General features: G+C 39.2%; 15 protein-coding genes and 1 pseudogene. 7 read left to right on the top strand and 9 right to left on the bottom strand.

Annotated elements, in window-relative coordinates; all coding sequences use genetic code 11:
* Window positions 1-139: 139 nt before the first annotated feature.
* The 3 genes from HOO54_RS12470 to HOO54_RS12460 form a co-directional block, all read right to left on the bottom strand.
* A complete protein-coding gene (locus HOO54_RS12470; protein WP_172295693.1) occupies window positions 140-370 on the bottom strand; it encodes a flagellin family protein in 231 nt (76 codons plus the stop codon).
* Between the two features lie 425 nt (window positions 371-795).
* A complete protein-coding gene (locus HOO54_RS12465; RefSeq protein ID WP_172295691.1) occupies window positions 796-1,662 on the bottom strand; it encodes a PA5033 family protein in 867 nt (288 codons plus the stop codon).
* A 152-nt stretch (window positions 1,663-1,814) separates the two neighbouring features.
* Window positions 1,815-2,693 (bottom strand): PA5033 family protein, encoded by an 879-nt coding sequence (locus HOO54_RS12460; protein ID WP_172295689.1) that lies wholly within the window; start codon window positions 2,691-2,693, stop codon window positions 1,815-1,817.
* A 493-nt stretch (window positions 2,694-3,186) separates the two neighbouring features.
* Between HOO54_RS12460 and HOO54_RS24330 the strand changes: the two are divergent.
* Both HOO54_RS24330 and HOO54_RS12450 read left to right on the top strand, forming a co-directional pair.
* A pseudogene (locus HOO54_RS24330) lies at window positions 3,187-3,699 on the top strand (phosphatidylglycerol lysyltransferase domain-containing protein); the annotation flags it as partial.
* Window positions 3,700-4,028: 329 nt separating this feature from the next.
* A complete protein-coding gene (locus HOO54_RS12450; protein ID WP_172295687.1) occupies window positions 4,029-4,652 on the top strand; it encodes a hypothetical protein in 624 nt (207 codons plus the stop codon).
* A 943-nt stretch (window positions 4,653-5,595) separates the two neighbouring features.
* On the opposite strand, the gene HOO54_RS12445 is transcribed toward HOO54_RS12450, so the two are convergent.
* The 4 genes from HOO54_RS12445 to HOO54_RS12430 all read right to left on the bottom strand — a co-directional run bounded on the left by HOO54_RS12445 (window position 5,596) and on the right by HOO54_RS12430 (window position 11,561).
* Complete coding sequence (locus HOO54_RS12445) at window positions 5,596-7,023, bottom strand: MDR family MFS transporter (RefSeq protein ID WP_172295685.1); 1,428 nt, start codon at window positions 7,021-7,023, stop codon at window positions 5,596-5,598.
* Window positions 7,024-7,585: 562 nt separating this feature from the next.
* Window positions 7,586-9,394: an ABC transporter ATP-binding protein gene (locus tag HOO54_RS12440; protein WP_172295682.1), complete on the bottom strand. Its 1,809-nt coding sequence runs from the start codon at window positions 9,392-9,394 to the stop codon at window positions 7,586-7,588.
* Window positions 9,391-11,118: an ABC transporter ATP-binding protein gene (locus HOO54_RS12435; RefSeq protein ID WP_172295680.1), complete on the bottom strand. Its 1,728-nt coding sequence runs from the start codon at window positions 11,116-11,118 to the stop codon at window positions 9,391-9,393. The genes HOO54_RS12440 and HOO54_RS12435 overlap by 4 nt, the downstream gene beginning before the upstream one ends.
* Complete coding sequence (locus HOO54_RS12430; protein ID WP_172295678.1) at window positions 11,115-11,561, bottom strand: MarR family winged helix-turn-helix transcriptional regulator; 447 nt, start codon at window positions 11,559-11,561, stop codon at window positions 11,115-11,117. Before HOO54_RS12430 ends, HOO54_RS12435 begins: the two co-directional genes overlap by 4 nt.
* A 184-nt stretch (window positions 11,562-11,745) precedes the next feature.
* Here HOO54_RS12430 and HOO54_RS12425 point away from each other — a divergent pair, with 184 nt between their 5' ends.
* A complete protein-coding gene (locus HOO54_RS12425; RefSeq protein WP_172295675.1) occupies window positions 11,746-13,677 on the top strand; it encodes an electron transport protein in 1,932 nt (643 codons plus the stop codon).
* A gap of 632 nt (window positions 13,678-14,309) precedes the next feature.
* On the top strand, window positions 14,310-14,684 hold the full coding sequence (locus HOO54_RS24325; RefSeq protein WP_483861932.1) for a DUF7878 domain-containing protein: 375 nt from the start codon (window positions 14,310-14,312) through the stop codon (window positions 14,682-14,684).
* 856 nt (window positions 14,685-15,540) lie between these two features.
* On the opposite strand, the gene gltC is transcribed toward HOO54_RS24325, so the two are convergent.
* Window positions 15,541-16,443 (bottom strand): glutamate biosynthesis transcriptional regulator GltC, encoded by a 903-nt coding sequence (gltC, locus tag HOO54_RS12415; RefSeq protein ID WP_172295673.1) that lies wholly within the window; start codon window positions 16,441-16,443, stop codon window positions 15,541-15,543.
* A 145-nt stretch (window positions 16,444-16,588) separates the two neighbouring features.
* Between gltC and gltB the strand changes: the two genes are divergently transcribed.
* The 3 genes from gltB to HOO54_RS12400 all read left to right on the top strand — a co-directional run bounded on the left by gltB (window position 16,589) and on the right by HOO54_RS12400 (window position 22,981).
* Window positions 16,589-21,151 (top strand): glutamate synthase large subunit, encoded by a 4,563-nt coding sequence (gene gltB, locus HOO54_RS12410; RefSeq protein WP_172295671.1) that lies wholly within the window; start codon window positions 16,589-16,591, stop codon window positions 21,149-21,151.
* 17 nt (window positions 21,152-21,168) lie between these two features.
* Window positions 21,169-22,650: a glutamate synthase small subunit gene (gltD, locus tag HOO54_RS12405; protein WP_172295668.1), complete on the top strand. Its 1,482-nt coding sequence runs from the start codon at window positions 21,169-21,171 to the stop codon at window positions 22,648-22,650.
* A 136-nt stretch (window positions 22,651-22,786) separates the two neighbouring features.
* Entirely contained in the window at window positions 22,787-22,981 is a 195-nt protein-coding gene (locus tag HOO54_RS12400) for a hypothetical protein (RefSeq protein WP_216664770.1), read from the top strand.
* Between the two features lie 261 nt (window positions 22,982-23,242).
* On the opposite strand, the gene HOO54_RS12395 is transcribed toward HOO54_RS12400, so the two are convergent.
* A complete protein-coding gene (locus HOO54_RS12395) occupies window positions 23,243-23,536 on the bottom strand; it encodes a DUF5316 domain-containing protein (protein WP_172295666.1) in 294 nt (97 codons plus the stop codon).
* Window positions 23,537-23,649: the final 113 nt, after the last annotated feature.

The following is a 23,649-nucleotide window of genomic DNA, read 5'->3' as shown; positions in this document are numbered from 1 at the left end:
GGAGAGTGACGCTGAAATGTTTCTACTAGACTTTGAAGGAAAGGGGGTAAACAGAACAGTAAAGGGGAAAGAATCAAATTTATTCAGATAGTAAGTTTTATACAGTGATACTATTTCTATTAAAAACCCCACCTTGCTGTTAATGAAATCTCAATTCTTTTGATAGTGACTCCGCCTTGAAGCTTTTAACAGATATCTCAAGACCTTTAATTTGTCCTCTCAATTTTTTTGAGATCGCAAGTCCAACTTCATCATCCCCAACATGGTTGATCTGTGGACCGGAAGATATGTCTTTTGTGTTTTTTCTGCCATGTTCCACTACAATTTCTCGATGAGTGTTGTTCATGACAATGGTATGATTGATTCGCATGTTTTTTGCCTCCACATATTTTGAGAGATTTGTTACAGACCCCTGACATTTATTGTATCGACATCTTTTGATTATTTTTAAAAAGGGATGATCAGGAAAATAAGGATAACCCCCCGACAACAGTCGGAGGATTTGTCAAAGTTAAGGCAAATCAATAGCAGTCGTGGCCTCATTCATGATTTGTTTGCTTAACGGAGTCGCTGTAATGTGGCCGTTCATTTTGCACAAATTATTTTTTTTTGAGTGGGCGGTCTAAAAATAGACGACGTTCTCCACTTCTATCTACCATTTTCCCGAATAATTGACAACTATAAAAGTATACTTGTTCCTACTTATATTTACAATGAGGCTTTTAAACTAATACAAAAGTCCTGTTTGATGGGAGAATTGTTTAAACCTGGTGCAAATGGGCGATTTTCATTGGTTTATCTATCCGTTATTTCACCGGTTCGATCAGTAATGATTTTTAATCCTTTTTGCGGTACGGAAATGAGAATTTCTTTTCCAGAAATACCATCGATGTTTTGAATGTCGGCAATCTTCCAAGCTCCACTTCCGATCTGATAGTCTTTAATCGTTTTGTTGTAATCCCGGATTAAAAAAACAGATCGGCTTGTTTTTAAAATGATTTCCTCACCCGGCTTTCCATTGGTGTCTTGAACATCGTGAAAAGTCCATGAAAAATAGGGAATTTCATAGTTTTTAAATGTTTTCGATCTGTCATTGAAAATATAAAGTTTTTGTCCAACTGTAACGATTAATTCAGCTCCGGCTTTACCGTCCGTGTCTGCTGCTTTGACAAGATTCCAAAAGCCACCGTTTCCCGGTGGAACGATATGCTCTCTAAAAGACGCAGTGCGGTCGTTAATTATCATGATTTTATTACTCGCGATCACAATCACTTCTCCGCCAGGCTGACCGTCTGTATCTGCTACATGAGTAATCGCCCAATTGCCGTATGAAACAGGATATTGCTTTGTTTTCTTCGTTTTATGGTGAATGATAGTCGTTGTTTTGCCGCTTGCAACAACCAATTCATCACCACTCATCCCATCAGTGTCTGCAACTTTAGCAAGGGCCCAGCTGGCACTGGAAATCGGATATGTTGTTTTTTTCCCATTTGCTTCATCTACTTCAATTGAACTGACGACATTATAAACCGCTTCTTTTATACCATCACCGTTTAAATCCCAAGAACCAAGATATACTTTATCTAAAGCAGCAGACGGTGTCTGAAAAATAAACAACGAGCTGATGAATAGGCTTAATAATAAACAAATCTGCTTTTTCATAAGACTTCCTCCCTCAATAAAGTTAAATTTTCTTCAAAATACTCACGTATTCTCAAAATTTCATAACCACCATATAGTTGACACACCAATATTACTGGATATCTTTTTAATTTATATAAAATATTTACAAGGAATAAGCCATCCTCCTTAAGTTATTTTTTAAGATTCTTCATTGTTTCTGTTCGGTCGATCACCATTTTTCCGTTTGAATTCGGAATATCTATCAGGACTTCCGCTCCAGCAATACCGTCAACATCTGTAATCTGGCGAATTGACCAAACCCCGTTTTTTGTGATTTGATATGTTTTTTTCACACCGCTTCGATCTCTAACGATCATAAGATGATCACCGACAGACATGATCACTTCTGCTCCTGATTTGCCATCAGTGTCTACCACACTTGCAATTTTCCAGTACTGTGCGGACGTTGAGATAGGATATGTTTTTATCCTCTTCATCCCGTCATAGATGATTTTTAGATCATTTCCTGCTTTTACGACAATTTCACTGCCTGGTTGCTGATTTGTATCTTCAATGCCCCCGACATACCAGACACCATTTGTTATGTAATATTCATGCGTATTTCTTAAGCTGTCGTTGATGACTTTTAAATTGGCACCGGCAGTCACAATGACTTCATCACCTCCGCGATGATCCGTATTTGAAGTACTAACGACTTCCCACATTCCATTGAACACTTGATATTCAGTCGAGTACCTATCTTTATAATGAATGATTTGAAGATGATCTCCCGCTTTCACTATCAGTTCATCACCTTGGGTACCGTTCGTATTTGCAACAGTTGCAAGGTGCCAAACTGGATTGGAAATGGGGAACTTTGTTGATTGTCCGCGGCTGACAACTTCAATCGCTGTACCGTTGTAATTAAATACTTGTTCAAGTTTTCCATTCCCATTTAAATCCCAAGAACCGAGATAATTTCGTACCGCTGCATACCCGCTAGAAGGGAAGAGGTTATAGAAAAAAAACGTACAGGCAAGCATACTAGAAAACAAAACGGTTTTTTTCATAGCACTAACTCCTTTTTTGTCATTTATAAACAAAAATTAATTTCTATATCATGATTCGTTTAACCTTCTGAATATTTAAATACGGTAGTTTAGATGGTGAATATAATCTTAGAAAATATAATGGAGGCAGTTAAACGTTGCTAGAAATCGACAAGTCAGATTTGTTCTGAATCCGGACACGAGAAAGTAAGAAACTGTTTAACATTGAAGAGACATATTTGATACAAATAGATGCTTTAGCCTAGAAAAATGGTATTGATTTTATGGAGAATTGTTAAACATGGAAAGAAGAGGCTCTTTTCGGTATAGTCGTGAATTGATTTACAGGTGGAGAGAAGTGGTATTGATGAAAAAAATGTTGAGTATCATATTTCCCGCGGCTGTTCTCTTGTTTTGTCATTTATCAAGTGAGAAAAGATCTTGCCGGTTTATCCTTCAAGAAACATTTCTCATTATCAACAATTGTGAAAGAATCGATCTTTTTAGATTGGTTTTCCTTCTCGGTACTTTTCAAGAAGCCTATTTACAAAAAGCACCGATCGCTGTATTAAAGAATGAAGCTGGGAAAATCATCGCATTTATGAGCCTCATGCCGATGTATCGCAAAGGCGAGATTTCCATCGATTTGATGCGGTATGGAAACAAAGCGCCGAAAGGCATCATGGATGCGTTGTTTATCCATTTGTTTCATTTAGCCAAAGAACAGGGCTATACGACAATTAATATGGATCCTATCCAATGTAGGGATATCCTTTTATTTTAAGTCTTTTTGGTCAGAGTGGCTCGCCGCCGTCATTTTCAACAATTTCAGATATATGTACAGCTTCAGCGGTCTGCGCGCTTTCAAAGAAAAATATAAACCGGTTTGACGAGGGGGGGGGAAATATTTGACCCACAGAAAAAACAGATCGCTCCCGGTGACGAGTTTCTCGTGACAAGGCTGATGCCTAAAAAAGTTGTCCTTGAGCGCTGGAAGACGTGGTTTATGCACCAAATCACAAGCTGACAGAGTCGTGATGGTTTAACTATGTCGGGACCGAAAGCGGAAAACCAGAAGTATGCGACAATTTAGATAAGGCATATCGAGAGATTAAGCCCGATTGTTAGAATTGGTTTTGCAATAATAAGATATTTATGGTATCGAAGATAAAAAGAGGCTACAAGCCTTTTTTTCGTAAAAAATTACATTTATGTTGAATGATGTATTTTCGTGTGTTAATTTGAATAAGAAAGGAGGGCTTGAAAAGATAAACACGCTTGACTTTATCTGAAATTTCGATCATTTGTATCAAGACAAATCACCCAGTTTAATATAAACTTGAGAGGGTGGTAAGTATGAAAAAAGTAATTTTGTCATCGATCGCATCTGTGGCATTGATTTTCACACTATTTTTTGTTCCTGCTACAAAATCGTCAGCAAGTGAATTGGATGCAGATATTAATTCTGGATTAGCAGAAGGTGAAGTAGTTGTTGATGTCTACACGGATTTTGTACCTGATGATGAGACAATAGGTGAAGAGGTTTTTTTTGAAGAAGATCATTCATTTACTCCATTAGTAAGAAGCTTAAGGTGGTTTGGGGTTTCTAAAACTTATCAAGGTCATTCATATAGCTCATGGAAATATGCTGGAGCTTCTACGGTAAGTGGGGGAAGATTAACCGCATCTCATACTAAAACTGTTGCTAATAGATATTCTGGTACACTTAAAATTCCGCTAAGAGATTTGGAGAGCGTAGTTGGTTTTGATGTTACGAACACGTGGTCGCAAACAGTAGGTTTTGTGTCTAAGGAATATAAGAGTGGAAGGTATCGTTTAGAGTATAGACATGTATACAAAAAGTATAAGGTTAAACAAGTACAAAAGTATGATCCCCATCCCCGTGCAAAAGTTTACGCTACTAAATATGTGTACCCGCAAAGATGGGTAGAGCGTCAGTATAGAGTGGTTAAATTCTAAAATGAAAAGAGCAATAAATTTATGATTAAAAGTATTTTAGGTTCCGTTTTTTTATTAATATCAGCTATATTTTATTCGACTAGGTATATTTGTGCTTCAATTGGTGTTTCAAATAGTGACACTTGGTCCGTAGAAGAATTTAATGTTCTTCTTGAGAATGTTCCTAATAACTTATTGATATTAAGTATTATATCTTTATTAATAGGGATAGTATTTATTGTATGGAGTATTTTAGATCGGCCTAAAGAATAAAGAGGCTTTAAAAATCAGCATCCATTTGGCATGCTGATTTTTTTATGGGTTCAAGCAAATGATAAATAGATAAATAATAAATAAACAAACCAAAATAAGAGGATTATGTGTACATGAGGGAATGGTCGTGTCTTATGTACTGTGGATAACGCCCTTGTGTTTGACACCTTTCATAAAGCCGCGTGCGTCAGCACCTCCACAGTCCCACAAGCTTAGAAGAATGATGAAAGATGTGAACATGACACAGAGTATGTCCCGAGTCGGCAGATGTATTGATAACGGCCCGGTCGAGTCGTTTTGAGGAAAATTAAAATGCGAGAAGTACAGACGGAATTCGTACGAGACATTCGAAAAGCTTCAACGTGATCTTGATGAATAATATCCACTTTTACAACTACGATCGTTTACAAGAAAAACTAAACGTGCCTCATCCAGGTGGAATACAGGGCTGAAGCCGTCTAGTATGTTTTTGTTATTTCCACTGTCTACTTGGCAGGGGGCAGTTCAAATGAACGGGTTGTCGCGATTTTGCAGATCGGCTATCCGACGAAAATTCCTAAATTGCAAACAAGGACACTTGCAAAGCAGCTTTTGATCGAATTAGCTTAAAAATAAGACCTGGTATTTCCAAGTCTTATTTTTATTGTGGAAAAGAAAACCCCCCGACAACAGTCGGAGGATTTGTTTAAAGTTAAGGCTGGTTACGATCAGGTGAAACGGCTTTTTTGATAAATAAAGTAATCACAAAAGCAATACAGCATAAAGCCAAGGCAAACCAATAGGCATGATGTAAACCGTGAGTCATCGCTTCATTGATGATTTGTTTGCTTAATGGCACTTGTTGTTCGGCAAGAAAACTTTGTTTCCCTTGACTCATGATACTGACAAAAACGGAAACTCCTAGTGCACCAGCGACAGGCTGTAATGTGTTGGCGATTGCCGTTCCATGTGGATATAAATGTTTTGGCAGTTCATTTAAAGCATTGGTTTGTGCAGGCATCATGATCGCAGAAATTGATAGCATTAAGATGATATATATGATCATGAAAGACCATATTGGTACAGTTGGACTTATTTTACTAAAGAAGAACATAACACCGGTCAAAACGATCGCACCAGGTATGATCAGTTTTCGCGGCCCAAATTTATCGAATAAAGTACCCATGACTGGTGACATTAGCCCATTTAATAATGCACCTGGCAACAGTAATAACCCTGCCGTTTTTGCAGAAACACCCATAGGTCCCTGTAAATACATTGGCATTACAATTTCAGAAGCAAACATCGCCATAATGACAATTACAAATAAACAGATGCCTCGCGAATAATTTTTATAAGCAAATACGCGTACATCCAATAATGGTTCGTCTAATTTCAATTGGCGGAGCACGAATATGAATAAACTAATCAGACTTATGATCATAAGTGAAATAACAGTAACAGAACGAAAACCTTCCGAAGTTTCTCCTGCACTGCTAAAGCTATAGACAATTCCTCCAATACCAATTGTTGAAAGAATAATCGATAACATATCAGCTTTGGGACGTGTTACCTCTCCGACATTTTGCAAATATTTAAACGCAAACAGGATGGAAAAGATCACGAAAGGAATCACGCTAATAAACAACCAGCGCCAACCTAAAATGTCAACAATGACTCCTGATAAAGTGGGTCCGATTGCCGGAGCAAACATAATCACCAATCCGAAAGTTCCCATAATTTTCCCGCGAACTTCAGGGGGATAAATTAACAATAACGCATTCATCACGATGGGAATCAGCAACCCAGTGCCCACAGCCTGTATCATCCGTCCAGCTAACAACATTGGAAAATTGATGGCACAAGCAGCAGTGACTGTTCCTAACAAAAAAACTGTCATGACCCCGATAAACATTTGTCTTGTCGTAAATGATTGGATAAGTAAGGCAGATATCGGCATTAAAATACCCATGACTAACATAAAACCTGTTGCTAACCATTGAACAGTTGAAGCATTAACACTAAACACTGCCATAATCTCTGTTAAAGCAATGTTAAGTAAAGTTTCATTTAATATTGAAAAAAACGCACCGATCATAAAGGTGATCAGTATCGCTTTTGAATTAATTTTCTGATCCATACCATTCCTCCTCTGATAACTATTTTACCGATATGTTTAGTGTGTTTATTTCTTATGTGAGGATGGGTTAAAATAAACGACTTTTTCCACCTCCATTTCTCATTTTCCCGCACGATGGGACAACTATAAAAGTATACTAGTTCTTTCTAATATTTACAACAATTGTTCTCAATCTAAGAAACTGAAATTTTCAATCACGGGTAGATTGCTATGCAGAATATTTTTAGATCTAATGTGACTGATGATGGACATACCCATACTAATAACGTGTTTCACCTTATTGCTAATGAAGTTTTCTTTCCAGAAATTGAAATGAACCAGAGGATGACGGGAAATCAAGTGGAATAACCACTTCAGTTGATCGTTGACCAAAGCTGGATAGGGTGCGGAGCTTCAGAAAAACTGCTCTGTATATTGTAACGAGAAACATGTTAAAAGTCATTAACATTTTAAAGAGTTAACCCAATCATTACATTTTTTTAAAAGTAGAACAAATTCGAAAACGAATGTTAAAAAGCTAAAAAGTGGCGTCCCTATATCACGAGTAAACGCCACTTCTTGTCTAGCTAACAGCTTTATCCTGAGAAAATTGACTATGATATAAATCAGCGTAAAAGCCATTTTGGCGGAGAAGTTCTTCATGGTCTCCTTTTTCAATGATGCTCCCGTTGTTCATCACCAAAATTAAATCTGCATCTTTAATAGTAGAGAGACGGTGAGCGATCACAAAACTGGTGCGGTTTTTCATTAGTTCGCTCATTGCTTGTTGAATATTCATTTCTGTTCGGGTATCAACACTGCTTGTCGCTTCATCAAGAATTAAAATTTTCGGGTTTGCTAAAATCGCGCGGGCGATCGTTAATAATTGTCTTTGCCCTTGTGAAATATTTTGCGCATCCTCACTTAATATGGTGTCATAACCATCAGGAAAAGTACGGATAAAGTCATCTGCATAAGCATTTTTTGCTGCTTGAATGATTTCCTCGTTCGTTGCATCTTCACGCCCATAAGCGATATTGTCGCGAATTGTTCCATTAAAAAGCCAAGTATCTTGGAGGACCATTGCAAACATACTTCTCACTTGTTCCCGTGACAGCTCGCTCAGATTCATCCCGCCAATTTTGATTGTCCCACTGCTTACTTCATAAAACCGCATCAGTAAATTAATAATTGTTGTTTTCCCAGCTCCAGTCGGACCGACAATCGCAATCGTTTGGCCTTCTTTGACAGCAAGATTTAAATCATGGATAACAGGTGTGTTGACATCATATCCAAATGTAACATGTTCAAATAAAACATCACCTGTTAATTTCTCAGTGTCGACAGCCGCAGGACTTTCCAGTTTTTCTTCTTCTTCATCTAATAGGTTAAAGACCCTTTCTGCGGAAGCAATAGCCGATTGAATGGTATTGGCAATTCCTGCAACTTGAATGAGAGGCTGTGAAAACTGTTGTGTGTATTGAATAAACGCTTGAACACCACCGATTAACAAACTTCCATTTAAAACAAAAATACCTCCCATAATGCTAACAAAAACATAACCGAGGTTTCCGATAAATGTCATCATCGGCATCATTAACCCAGAAGTAAATTGTGCCTTCCAACCTGAAGCGTATAAACGTTCATTCATTTGATCAAATTGCTTAATTGCTTTATCTTCATGGCCAAATGCTTTGACTTCTTGATGACCTGTAAACATTTCCTCAACATGACCATTCATTGCACCAAGTTGTTTTTGCTGGTCAGCAAAGTGTTTTTGTGAGAATGATGCGATCAGTTTGACGGCAAGCATACTGAGCGGAATAGTGATACATACAACAAGCGTCAAGACCGGGCTGATCAACAACATCATAATGATGATCCCGACAATGGTGATCACCGATGTGATCATTTGTGTCAGTGCCTGCTGAAGTGAAGTATTAATATTATCAATATCATTTACCGCCCGGCTAAGTGTATCTCCATGTGAATGTTGATCAAAATATTTCAAAGGAAGGCGCGTCAGTTTTTCGTTGACTTCTTGACGCAATTCATAAATTGTTTTTTGAGCAACTCCGGCCATGAGATACTGTTGTAAGAAAGTAAAGAAGGCAGAAAGTAAATAAAGCCCCGCTAAGATCAGCATAAGCCTGCCAAGAAAATCGAACTGAACAGCTGTTCCTTTGCTAAAACTTGCAAAGAGAGAGGAGGTTGCATCCCCAAGTAGCTTAGGACTGATCACATTAAATAAAGTAGATAAAACCGCAGCAAGAGCGACAAATACGAGTTGAAATGTCCGCGGCTTTAAATAACCGGCAAGTCTTAGCATGGTTTTCTTAAATTCTTTCGGTTTCCGTGAGAAGGAGGCTTGATGTTCTTGTTTTTGCTTCATGCGCTTTCCTCCTCAGTTTGTTGGGATGCTACAATTTCTTGATAAATTTTGTTTTCAGCCAGCAATTGTTGATGTGTGCCGATTCCGGCAATTTTTCCTTCATTTAAAACAATGATTTGGTCTGCTTCTGTAATAGAGCTGACCCTTTGAGCAACAAGGACCACGGCGGCATGTGCAGTTGTTGCTTTTAATGCTTGTCGAAGTTTTTGATCTGTTTTATAATCAAGCGCCGAAAAACTATCATCAAACAAATAAATATCCGGTTTTCTGACTAATGCTCTCGCAATAGAAAGCCGCTGTTTTTGCCCGCCTGATAGATTGGCTCCTGCTTGCTCAATGTAAGAATCAATCCCATTTTCTTTGCCCTCAACAAAGTCTGAGGCTTGGGCTGTTTTAAGCGCTGTTAATATTTCTGCTTCTGTAGCATCTTCTTTACCAAAACAGATATTTTCTCGAATTGTTCCACTGAATAAAGAAGCCTTCTGTGGGACATAGCCGATTTTTGCACGCAACTCTTGTTGGAGAATCTGTCTCACATCAATGCCATTTACAAGCACTTCACCTTTTTCTATATCGAAAAACCTAGGAATCAATTGAAGAATCGTTGTTTTTCCAGCACCTGTGCTCCCAATAATAGCCGTTGTTTCACCAGGTTTTGCCTGAAATGAAATATCTTCGAGAACTGGTTTTTCTGCTCCTCTGTATCGAAATGTCACATTTTTAAATTCAACAAATCCGCACAAGTCGTCATTTCTTAAGGGCTCTTCTGGATCTGTGATCTGTGGCTCAACAGTCAGCACTTCATTGATCCGGTTTGCGGAAGCTTGTGCGCGTGGAATCATCACAAATGTCACAGCAAGCATAATCAAAGCCATTAAAATCATTGCAGCATATTGGAGAAATGCCATTAAGTTTCCTACTTGCATGTTGCCTTGATCAATCCGAATCCCACCAAACCAAACAATTGCGATGTTTGTAAAATTCATCATAATCATCATCACAGGGAATAAGAAAGCCATGATTCGATTTACCGCGGTTCCTGTATCACGAAATTCTTTGTTTGCGTTTTTAAAGCGGTCTTTTTCTACATCTACACGATTAAAGGCCCGGATCACCCGAATTCCTGTCAGCCCTTCACGAAGGACGAGATTCAGCCGGTCTGTCTTTTTTTGTAACATTCCGAACAAGGGAACAGCCTTTCTGCTAATTAAAAAAATCAATCCCGCCAGTATGGGGAGGGCTGCCAAAAATACGATAGATAGCTGTGCATCTCTAGATACTGCTAATACGATCCCGCCGATCAGCATTAAAGGTGCTCTTGTCATCATCGAAAGCATCATATTTAGAACATCCTGTACTTGTTTGACGTCATTTGTCGTCCGCGTCATAAGTGAACTAGACCCGAACTTGCCAAATTCGTCTATTGAAAAATGTTCAGTCTTAACGAACAGCTTTCGTCTAATATCCCGTCCGAAAGCAAGTGATGACCTTGAAGCAAAAAAAGCCTTGCCTACAGTCATGAATATCGCCAGAACGGAACAAACCACCATCCATACACCCGTTTTCAAGATGTAGGGAATATCCCCATTGACAATACCAACATCAACAACGTCTGCCATTAATGTCGGCAGATACAGTTCAAGCAAAATCGACAGTAGTGTGAAAAGTGTTACAAGAAAAATCTGAAGCTTGTAAGGTTTTAAATATTTTAAAAGGGAAATCATTTTACAACCTTCTTTTCATCTGTTTTTTTCTCAAATTCAATAAAATCAGCTACTTTATGAATCAAATCAGCGAACTGTTTACTGTCTGTCTCGCCGAGATAAGTCACAAGTTGAATAAACGATTGATTGAGTTTGTTTTGCACTTGAAGTGCTAATTTTTTTCCTTCGTCAGTTAAGAAGATGCGGACAATCCGGCGGTCTTCTGGGTCGATTCGGCGATAAATCAATTCTTTTTTTTCAAGCTTGTTTAATAGTTGCGTCACAAATGGGGAAGAGACATTTAACACTTGATGAATATCCGAAACCATTTTTCCTTCACTCTTAGCATTTTCAGTTAAGAACATTAACACTCTTGACTCATTCGATGGAAGCGAATGCTTCATTTCTAAATCACGCAGTCGCTGAAGAGCTTTCATTAATTCCTGTACTGTATGATGTTTCATTTATAGCACCTGCTCTAAAAAAGTTAATTAAGTAAATAAACTAAATAGCTAACATCATATTAATGTCATTGCCAAAAAGAAGTCAATGAATAACCTTTGAACAATCAAAATCAACATGCTTTTCTAAAAAAAGAAGTGATTTATGTAGCAATTGGGAAAAATAATAATGAGAAAGGAGGAGGGCATGATGCGAAAACGTAAATGGTTCTTTATCATCGGGATCATCCCGATCATCGTAGGCATTCTTTTTTTGACAATAAGGCACTTCGAACCCGAATATGCTTATATGCCACCAAAAGAGAAAGTGATTTCAAAAGAAAAACGGTCGACTGGATATGATGTATGGGGAAAATTCATCACCAATGAAAAAGCCAAGCAGATGAATTTATCAAGTGACAAAGGGGCGGTTAAAATCAATGATCAGCTTCTTGATTTGGGCAGGGAAACATTTTATAAAGAAACATTCGGAAACGAGGTTTTTTTAACAGATATTCTCGGAATACTTGATGGACCGATAACCTTAACGAATATGGCAAAAGCAATTATAGCGTTAAATGGAAAAGGAACAACAAATCTACAAGTCGAACTAGCAAAAACAGTCAAGGTTGGCAATAGGACATTTAAGAAAGGGGAGAAGATTGATACAGGAATTGATGTAGTAAAAGGTACTTATGCTCCTCTTGGTATGCCAATTACATATTCGAAAGGGAAAGCAAAAGTCGGGATTAGTTGTGCAGCTTGTCATGCGACAACAGATCCACAGACAATGCAGGTGATGGAAGGTGTCACAAATCCTGATTTGAATACAGGGTTAATGTTGGCACTTGCAACGAATTCTGCCGCTTTTTTTACACATGCTGAAGTGAAGAATATTAAACAATTCGTGAATTCTCAAAGCCCTGTCATCAAAGTTGGAAAGGGGAAAAAGGAACGTTTGCCCAATTCGGAAAAATTAGAAAAAGCAGTTGATCAAGTATTAGTCAAATGGCCAAAAGGATATTTCGATTCATCGATTGATATGAAAAGTAATCCAACGCAGATTCCTGATTGCTTTACATTAGGAGATCATCCATTTAGCTGGAGCGGGATCGCGATGGCTGGTCCATTTAAAGGCTTGAGTGTGTTTAGCAATAATGTTCATGCGCAAAACTCAGACAGTCTCTCACAGGCTCCAGCCAGTAAAGCTTTGTTTGGAATGAGCCAGGACGTTTACATTGGAACCATTCTTCAGCATGCTGCTGATCAAAAATACCGCTACAATCCGAAGAGCGGCAAAACACCATCGGAATTTTTCGCCAAAGCTGATCCTACACCAGATGTTCCCGGTGTCAATCAAATGATCAAACCGCCGAGCTTTCCTAACGTTACATTGATGGCACCAGATGGTGTTATTGTCAGTTCAAAAGGCAAGAAAGTAAATGAACAAAATCATGCTGTTTCTGCTTGGCAAAACACGTTAAAACCACCAAAACCACCACGGAAAGTAAGTAGAAATACGATGAAACAAGGAAGAAACGTGTTTACAAAAGCAGGTTGTATCACTTGTCATGGTGGAAGTTATTTAACAAATAACCAAGTGATTTCAGCAAGAAAAGTCGGGACTGAACCAACAAGAGCACAAGCTTTTAAAAAAACAGAAAAGATATTTGGGGAAAGTAAAATGTACGCGCCAAATACAAATGTGCCTGTTCCGAAAGATGCTAAAGTTTTAAATGTCCCGACATATCACCTTAATCAAGAGCAAATCAAACTGGCATGGGCTAAAAACGGCTCACCAGGCGGTTATAAGGTCCCGAGTCTGATCGGACTTTATTGGAGTGCACCATATTTGCATGATGGTGGTGTAGCGGTCGGCAGTTCGTTAAAAGAGATCGGCATTCCGGGAACGATTGGCAAGGGAAAACCGACCGATCCTTATCATAGCTTGCTAGCGATGATTGACAGAGATTTAAGACAACAGGTGATCAATAGTAATTCCGCTTCAGCGGACTTAAAAACGGTCAGAATCACGGGCAAAGGACATGAATTTTGGGTAGATGCTAAAAGCGGTTTTTCTAAAAAAGAACAACAAGCATTACTTGATTATTTATTGAGTGTTGAGATGCCAAAAAAATAAAGCCAGGCTACATTGGAAAGGTGATTCCTGTATTCTACAGGAGTCATTTTTTAAAATTGTATTGATAATCTGTAGTTGTTATTTTCACGCTTTAGTTGGGTTCATTCTTGCGGGGCGTTGTTCCAACAGTTCCCACTTCTTGACATGGATCGGCATAACGATCTTTTAAAAGAGTGGATTTGTATCGTGAATTCCTTGATCTGAATGGATGAAGGCTTTTACTCTTCTGGATGCGATATCTAAAGGGATACGATACTGCGTCAAGAAAATTTTTTCTGCCTGGGGTGACCTGCTTTACAAATATAGGAAAGAACATCAAAATAAAAGGTAAGACCAAACTAAAAATAGTAGAGAGTGAGACGGTAAGATATGGACGACGTATCCAATCAAGTAGAGTTTAATTATAAATTCACGGAGCTGTCTAAAAAGTCCTTTTTCAAGATAAATCAGGAGGAATTGCGAGACTCCTGCGGAAACAGCGAGCCAGGCGAGACCCAAGAGGAGCAAGGAACGAGCTCCGAGGAGGCTCGCGGATTGCCCGCGGAAAGCGAGCAAATTCCCCAATTTTTATTCATCCACACGACTTTCAGGACACACCCATCCCTAAGAATTTGAGAAAAGACCCTTCAGTCATGTTGAGCGTTGAGGGGGAACTACTAATTAAAATAAACGGGAACATCTATTTCAAAGAAAGTATCGCCCTATTAGAATTTTATGCCTCTTTGAATGAGTGGATTAAAAAAATGAAGAAAAAAAACAAAGTTACAGAGTACAGATATTACACAATGGAGTATGAAGGGGACGAACCCATTATTTCATTGATACCATTTGGTGATAAAGCGCGATTAACGACCATTTGGGAAACCCAACAGATCTATAATATATTTGATCTTCATTACATCATTAAACAATTGGAAATCCTGCAGGAAAAGCTTGGACGGGATATTGAACAACGTTATAAGATTTCATTGAAAAAAATAATTGGAAAGAATCGATTATTTTTCTAGAGATTCTTTTCTGACGATCTTTATAAATTGTGGAAGGGTGACAACGGTATGTGCGGTGATTTTATCCCCGTATGCGGCAATTACATCATATCGGGATTCTTTCGTGAGTATAAGCTGTCCTTTTTAGAAGATTGGATCGGCGAAAACTTTAAAGGTCCTTTTTACTCGATTAGGTATATGATACAACCCCTTGCCGTTTTGACCAACCTTCCAACCCTGTATCAAGATAGGTTTGAAAATTTGCGGCGATTTAACACAGGGGACATATGTAAGCACCTTTTGCTGTCATATAAGAAAAGTGTGTTAAGATAAGTTTAAGTCTCTGTGAAGATTTCACAAGCCTTTGTACAAAAAGAATTAAAGAGGAGAAATTATGTTTTTATTAGGGCTTACTCTTATTTACTTTGCAAACCATCCGATCATAAGTTTTGGAACTATTTTTCTTTTCATCTACGGACTGATCTTTTCATTGAAAGGTATTCGTGCAAAACAATTTTTTTATATAAACTTTTTTAGACTAATATATTGCTTCATCATACCTTTCCTAAATTTTTCAATGTATTTGTCAACTATAGGTGGAGATGCGGGATCTGGATTTACATTTAACCCATTAACGGTCATGCAAAAGCTGTCTTTTTTATTGCAAATCATTTGGATAATTTCCCCTGATATTTATATCATGTTGTCTCGAAAAAATGTCATTTGCTTTCATCGAAAAAAACAAATATTAGTTGACTGTCTATATCTAATTGTACTAGGGTTAACTATTTATTTAGCGATTCATTGAAAGGCATTTCGTAAGATACAATTTAATTTTTTTAGATCAGCCGAGCGTTCAGCTCGGCTGACTGATGTGTTATTGATATCGTTGAAGATGTGAGAAAAACTGTTTAACAAACTGATAAAAATCTTTTGCTGAAGGGGAGAGCTCCCGATTTTTTGGGGTAATGATTCCGACTGTGCGTTTCACTTGAGGATAGTCAATCGGGATTTTCTTCGTAAAGCGGGGAGGTGTTTCATTAAAGGCACTTTCAGGCAAAAGTGTCACGCCCATATCCGCAGAAACCAAGCCTTTGATCGCATCTAAATCTTCACCCTCTGAAGAAATTTTCGGTGTGTAGCCTGCTTGTTTACAGGCATCAACAGCCATCTTGCGAAGAATGTAACCATCAGGGAAAAGCACATAATTATCATTCCTGAGATCGCCTAAGTGAAGGCTTTTTTGCTCTGAGAGCGGATGGTTAACTGGGAGAAGTGCAAAAATGCTTTCCGTGAATAAAATATCTCCTTTAATCTCAGGATCATTCATTGGAACAGGACCGAGAAACGCCAAATCAATATCCCTATTTTTGACCGCTTCAATTAAAAACTTATATGCCCCTTGTCTTAGAAGGAAAGCAACATTTGGATGCTCATGTTTAAACTCGGAAATGACAGTCGGCAGAAACTGGCTGGCAAGGCTTGTCGGAAAGCCGATTCTCACCGTCCCTCTATTGGGATCTAAATACTCATTAATTTGTTCTTTTGCATAATCAATCGCTTTCATAGCCGCTTTAATATGAATTAAAAATTGCTTTCCGATCGGGGTTAATTTGACATTGCGGCCTTCCCGCTCAAATAAAGACACGCCAAGCTCTTCTTCAAGGTTTGCTATTTGTCTGCTGATCGCCGATTGAGCAACATGAAGATGCATGGCAGCTTCTGATACGTGTTCTCTTTCAGCTACTTCCATAAAGTAATGCAGTTGGCGTAATTCCATCCCTTTCACCTGCTTATATCAAAATGAGATTAGTTTAATCTAAATTATATATTGTTTGTATGGATTTGAAAACCTACAATGGAGTTAGAGTTTGTAAGATTTTGTGACCGGGAAAAAACGGTAACCTGAACGGGGGAGAGGAACGATGACGGATCAACAACTACCTAATGCGCAAGGTCTCTACCGTCCTGAATTTGAACATGACGCATGCGGAATTGGTCTCTACGCTCATATTAAAGGCAAGCCAAATCATGATATTGTCAAAAAAGGATTACAAATGCTCTGTCAATTAGATCACCGGGGCGGGCAGGGCAGTGACCCGTACACCGGAGATGGGGCAGGCATCATGATGCAGATACCTGATGCTTTTTTTAAAAAAGTATGCTCTGGTTTTCAATTGCCTGAAAAAGGGCGCTATGGTGTGGGAATGATCTTTTTTTCAAAGGATGACAGTGAGCGCGGAAAAATCGAAGCTCACATGAATCACTTGATTGAAGAAGAAGGACAGTCTGTACTTGGTTGGCGAACTGTCCCTGTAAATGTCGGAAAAATCGGAAAAGTTGCCGCTGAGAGCGCACCTATTGTTCGTCAAGTGTTTATTGGTGTTAATGAAAAAATGAATGACCATTTAGCATTTGAACGAAAATTATATGTGATTCGTAAACAAACTGAACACTGGGCAAAAGACCATGGGAAATCATTTTATGTCGCCAGCCTTTCCAGTAAAACAATTGTTTACAAAGGACTATTAACACCTGAACAAGTGGATGCTTTTTATGAAGATTTGCAAGATGAAGATTTTGTTTCAGCATTTGCACTGGTTCATTCCCGCTTTAGTACAAACACGTTTCCAAGCTGGGAAAGAGCCCACCCGAACCGCTATCTCATTCATAATGGAGAAATCAATACTCTCCGCGGCAATATGAACTGGATGAAAGCGAGAGAACAGCAGTTTGTTTCAGAAGCGTTTGGCGAAGATTTACCGAAAATTTTACCGATCTTAGATGAAAACGGCAGTGATTCTTCTATTTTAGACAATGCTTTTGAATTCTTTGTATTGGCAGGAAGAAAACCGTCACATACTGCCATGATGATGATACCAGAACCATGGAACGAAAATCCTTATATGTCAAAGAACAAGAAAGCATTTTACGAATATCACAGCTCTTTAATGGAGCCTTGGGATGGTCCGACAGCGATCTCGTTTACTGATGGCAGACAAATCGGAGCTATTCTTGACCGGAACGGACTCAGACCGGCTCGTTATTATGTTACAAAAGACGATTATCTGATTTTTTCCTCTGAAGTCGGCGTCATTGATGTTGATCAGGAAAATGTTTTATATAAAGACCGCCTCAACCCAGGAAAAATGTTGTTAGTTGATCTTGAAGAAGGACGAATTATATCTGATGAAGAAGTCAAGTCAGAAATTTCTAACGAGTTTCCTTATCAAGAATGGCTCAGCAAAGAAATTGTTCATGTTGCAAATGATATTCAGGAAAGTGAAGAAAAATCGGTCCCAGATCTTTTCATGCGACAAAAAGCGTTTGGCTACACATATGAAGATATTCAAAAATATTTAATTCCAGTAATTACAGAAGGAAAAGATCCGCTCGGATCGATGGGACACGATGTTCCGCTTGCCGTTTTATCAGATCGCCCGCAATCACTGTTTAATTATTTCAAGCAGCTCTTTGCACAGGTTACAAATCCACCAATTGACGCGATTCGCGAGCAAATTGTAACATCAACTTTAACATGGCTCGGAGCAGAAGGAGATGTGCTTCATCCAAATGAAAGCAGTTGCCGTCGGATTAAACTGTATACACCAGTATTAACAAATGCTCAGTTTAACTCGCTTAGAGGACTTGTCCACCAGCACTTTAAAAATAAAACGATTCATACGCTATTTACAGGAGACTTAAAAAGCGGTCTTGAAGATATGTTTAAAGAAGCGGATAAGGCAATTGCAGAAGGTGTGACACTTCTCATCCTATCAGATCGCAAAATGGATGAACAAAAAACACCGATTCCATCACTCCTTGCAGTAAGTGCATTGCATCAATATTTAGTTCGAACTGGTAAACGGACGAAAGTCAGTATCATTTCCCAATCAGGTGAAGCTAGGGAAGTCCACCATTTTGCAGCATTGATCGGCTATGGAGCTGATGCTATTCATCCGTATCTCACATATGCGACTTTTAAACATATCATCGACGAAGGCATTCTTCCATTTAGCTATGAAGAAGCTGTCACAAAGTACAGCAAGAGTGTCACTGAAGGTGTCGTCAAGGTAATGTCTAAAATGGGAATATCGACTGTGCAGAGTTACCGTGGTGCACAAATTTTTGAAGCGGTTGGCATCAACCAAGATGTGATTGATCAATACTTTACTGGAACGGCATCACAACTTGGCGGCATCGATTTAGACACGATTGCAAAAGAAGCCGTTGTTCGCCATCAAAAAGCTTATGCTGACACTTACAGTACAACTCTTGATTCAGGAAGTGATTTCCAATGGAGAAAAGACGGCGAACATCATGCTTTTAATCCAAAAACGATTCACACGTTACAATGGGCTTGTCGAAATGGCGATTATCATCTATTCAAACAGTATTCACAAGCGGCAGATGAAGAAAGAATCGGTTTTTTACGCAACCTTTTCTCATTTGATGAAACACGAAAACCAGTGCCGCTTGAAGAAGTTGAATCTGTTGAATCCATTGTTCGCCGTTTTAAAACAGGAGCAATGTCATTTGGTTCTCTAAGCAAAGAAGCACATGAGACATTGGCGATTGCGATGAACCGTTTAGGCGGAAAAAGCAACAGTGGGGAAGGCGGGGAAGATCCAGATCGTTTTACCCCTGATGCCAATGGCGATCATCGCCGCAGTGCCATTAAGCAAATTGCCTCAGGTCGTTTCGGTGTAAAAAGCCACTATCTTGTCAATGCCGATGAGTTACAAATTAAAATGGCTCAAGGGGCAAAACCTGGGGAAGGCGGTCAGCTCCCAGGAAACAAAGTTTACCCATGGGTTGCCAATGTCAGGGGATCAACGCCTGGTGTCGGTTTGATTTCACCACCGCCACACCATGATATTTACTCGATTGAAGACTTGGCACAGCTCATCCATGATTTGAAAAATGCCAACCGTGATGCACGGATCAGTGTCAAACTCGTTGCCAAAGCCGGTGTTGGTACAATTGCTGCCGGTGTCGCAAAAGCAACAGCAGATGTGATCGTCATCAGCGGATATGACGGTGGAACCGGAGCGTCTCCAAAGACAAGTATTAAACATACCGGACTTCCGTGGGAACTTGGCTTGGCTGAAGCACACCAAACATTAATGTTAAACGGTTTGCGCGATCGTGTAGTATTAGAAACAGATGGAAAATTAATGACAGGCAGAGATGTTGTCATGGCTGCATTATTAGGAGCAGAAGAATTTGGTTTTGCCACAGCGCCGCTCGTAGTTCTCGGCTGTGTCATGATGAGGGCTTGCCATTTAGATACTTGCCCTGTCGGAGTTGCAACGCAAAACCCGGAACTTCGCAAAAAATTCAAGGGAGATCCAGATCACCTCGTCAATTATATGCGTTTTATCGCTCAAGAAGCGCGCGAATTGATGGCGCGTCTAGGATTCAAAACGATTGATGAAATGGTAGGTCGCACAGATGTCCTTCATATCAGTGAACGTACTAAAGCACATTGGAAAGCGGGGCAATTAGATTTAGCAAACTTGCTCTACCAACCAAAAGGCACGCGTACATTCCGGACACCGCAAAATCATAAAATTTCTGAATCACTTGATATGACAGAAATTTTACCTGCGGTTAAAAGCTCAATAATGGACGGAATTCCGTCAGAAGCATCATTTACAATTCAGAATACAAACCGCGTTACAGGGGCGGTGACCGGAAGCGAAATTTCGAAACGCTATGGGGAAAAAGGTCTACCTGATGATACGATCAAACTGCACTTCACAGGCTCAGCAGGTCAAAGCTTTGGAGCATTTGTACCTAAAGGTATGTCACTTTATTTAACAGGGGATGCCAATGACTATGTTGGAAAAGGTTTATCAGGTGGAAAAATCGCTGTCAAAGCACCGGATCATTTCAATCCTGCTTTCCGTGAAAATGTCATCATCGGAAATGTTGCGTTTTACGGTGCAACAAGTGGTGAAGCTTATATAAACGGACTTGCTGGAGAAAGGTTTGCTGTCCGAAACAGTGGAGTAAATGTTGTGGTTGAGGGCATTGGAGATCATGGATGTGAATACATGACAGGCGGACGTGTTGTTATTTTGGGAGATATCGGAAAAAATTTCGGAGCAGGTATGTCAGGTGGAATCGCCTACATTTTTGCTGAAGACCAAAAAGCTTTTAAACGGAAATGCAATCAGGAAATGATTGAGTTTGAAACGCTTCTGGATTCAGAAGAAATTGCAGAACTGAAAGAAATGATTCAACAACATTATCATTACACACAAAGTGAAAAGGCAGCATCACTGCTAAATGATTGGGAACAAACTGTGACTCAATTTGTGAAAGTGATTCCGAAAGATTTCAAACAAATGATGAAGCGGATAAAAGAACAAAAAGAAGCTGGTTTAACGGATGAAGAAGCGATGATGTATGCTTTTGAAGCTGGTACAAAGCAAAAGATTCCAACTCATGCTGCCTCTGCAAAAGAAGCAGTGGTACAGTAAGAAAGGGGGAGGGGAACATGGGCAAAGCAACAGGATTTATCGAATTCAAGCGGGAAAAGCCGGCTGAACGAGATCCTCTCACACGGATTCAAGACTGGAATGAATATTCATCGCCATTTTCTGAAGAGGCAGCAAAACGGCAAGGTGCACGCTGTATGGATTGCGGGACACCTTTTTGCCAAATCGGAATGGATATAAAGGGCTATACATCAGGTTGTCCGATTTATAACCTGATTCCGGAATGGAATGATCTTGTCTATCGGGGAAGATGGAAAGAAGCACTTGAGCGGCTCCTGAAAACAAACAACTTTCCCGAATTTACCTCACGCGTTTGTCCAGCGCCTTGTGAAGGGTCATGTACAGTGGCGATTTCAGATCCGGCTGTTTCGATTAAAAGCATCGAGCGGACAATTATTGACAAAGGTTTTGAAAATGGCTGGATTAAGCCGCGAATTCCTAAAAAACGGACTGGCAAGAAAATTGCAATTGTCGGCTCTGGTCCAGCCGGCTTGGCAAGTGCAGATCAACTGAATCAGGCAGGACATTCTGTAACTGTATATGAAAGAGCAGACCGCCCGGGTGGTCTGCTGATGTACGGAATTCCAAACATGAAACTTGAAAAAAGCATTGTTGAACGCCGAATCAAATTGTTAACACAAGAAGGCATTGATTTTGTTATCAATACTGAAATCGGTAAAGACATAACTGCCGCTGAATTGAAAGAACAATATGATGCTATCATTTTATGTACAGGTGCGCAAAAACAACGTGACCTCTTAATAGAGGGCCGTGAAGCAAACGGTGTTCACTTTGCGATGGATTATTTAACTGGCACAATCAAGAGTATGCTCGATTCCAATTTTAAAGATAAGAAATTTATGAATACGAGAAACAAAGACGTGATTGTGATCGGGGGCGGAGACACCGGGGCAGACTGTGTTGCAACCGCTTTGCGCCAAAAAGCACGAAGCGTCGTCCAGTTCGGTAAACATCCAAAACTACCTGATACAAGAACTGCTGAAAATATGTGGCCAGAACAGCCGCATATCTATACGCTTGATTATGCTTATGAAGAAGCGAAAGCGAAATTTGGAAGCGATCCAAGGAAGTATTGCATTCAAACAAAAAAACTGGTTTCTGATAACAACGGTAATTTAAGAGAATTACACACTGTTCAAATGGAAAAAGTGAAAAACGAGCAAGGGGAACTTGAATTTCATGAAATTCCAGGAACAGAGAAAATCTGGCCAGCTCAATTCGTGTTTATCGCAATCGGCTTTGAAGGGACAGAACAACCGTTATTAAAACAGTTCGGCATAAACACAGTCAGAAACAAAGTTGACGCAAAATATGGGGATTTCAAAACAAATGTCGAAGGCGTATTTGCTGCAGGTGACGCAAGAAAAGGCCAAAGTTTAATCGTTTGGGCCATCCATGAAGGACGAGAAGTGGCGCGTGAAGTAGACAAATATTTGATGGGGAGTTCTGTATTACCTTAAAAACAGAGGGGTTTAAAATAAATACATCAGTCTGGCTACAAAAGTCAGACTGTTTTTTATTTGATTTGTACGTACTCTTTTTTTGTGAGTTTAGCATAGCCTAAAGTATTCGATAAAGAAAAAGGAGGTACTTATAATGGAGCAAATGTTTGAACATGGCTATGAAGGGATGGAAAACTTTCGGCAGCAACAGCAACCCTATTATTCTTATCCATATCCTTATCCTCGTCCAAGACCACGCCCTAGACCGCGTCCACGACCGCCATTTTATCCTTATCCATACTACTATTCTCCATTTTTTTCTCCATTCTATCCGTTCTATCCGTGGTAAACAAGCAGAGCCTAAGACTGTCGGAAATTGCGACAGTCTTATTTTATCTCAGAACAAAGTAGATTTCTTAACGAATAACACTGTCTAGAACGGACTTGTTTGTTAAGAAACAAGAAAAATATTGAAGTGAGCATGATTACGCATAACACGCCGTATTCCTGCCTATGTTTTCTGCGTGTTGTATGTCAAAACAAATTCACATCAGAAGATTGTCTTTATAAAATAAAAAAACTTGCAGAAAAATCTACAAGTTTAAGGTATTTACATAATAAGAAAAATGATGCTAGCAAAAATATGGGGTAATCCCACAAGTAGTATGTTTATTGAGATGATTGTCCGTGTCTTTCTATGCTCTTTTGTTTCCGAAAAATAATTAGCGCGTTGTTTGTCACCATTGACAAAGGCTCCTAAAAAGATTCCGGAGATGAGAATGGAAATGACGCCAATTGTTCCAGAAACCTTAATGATCAGATTGTAGTTTTGTGCGAAAATTGAAACAATTAAGGTCAGGGCTAACGAAACTAAACCGATGAGGAACCAAACCCATTTTTTCATTTTTATTCACACCTTTGTATTTTTATAAAAACATACCATACTTTTTGTGGTTTAGGAAGCCAAAGCATCATTTAGGAGCTGAAGCCTCCAAGTAGATGATCTTCTACGACCCA

The sequence above is a fragment of the Bacillus sp. WMMC1349 genome, assembly GCF_013155385.1.
Taxonomy (GTDB): domain Bacteria; phylum Bacillota; class Bacilli; order Bacillales; family Bacillaceae; genus Bacillus.
Note: the sequence above shows the minus strand (reverse complement) of the source record. Positions and strands in the feature narration are given on the sequence as shown.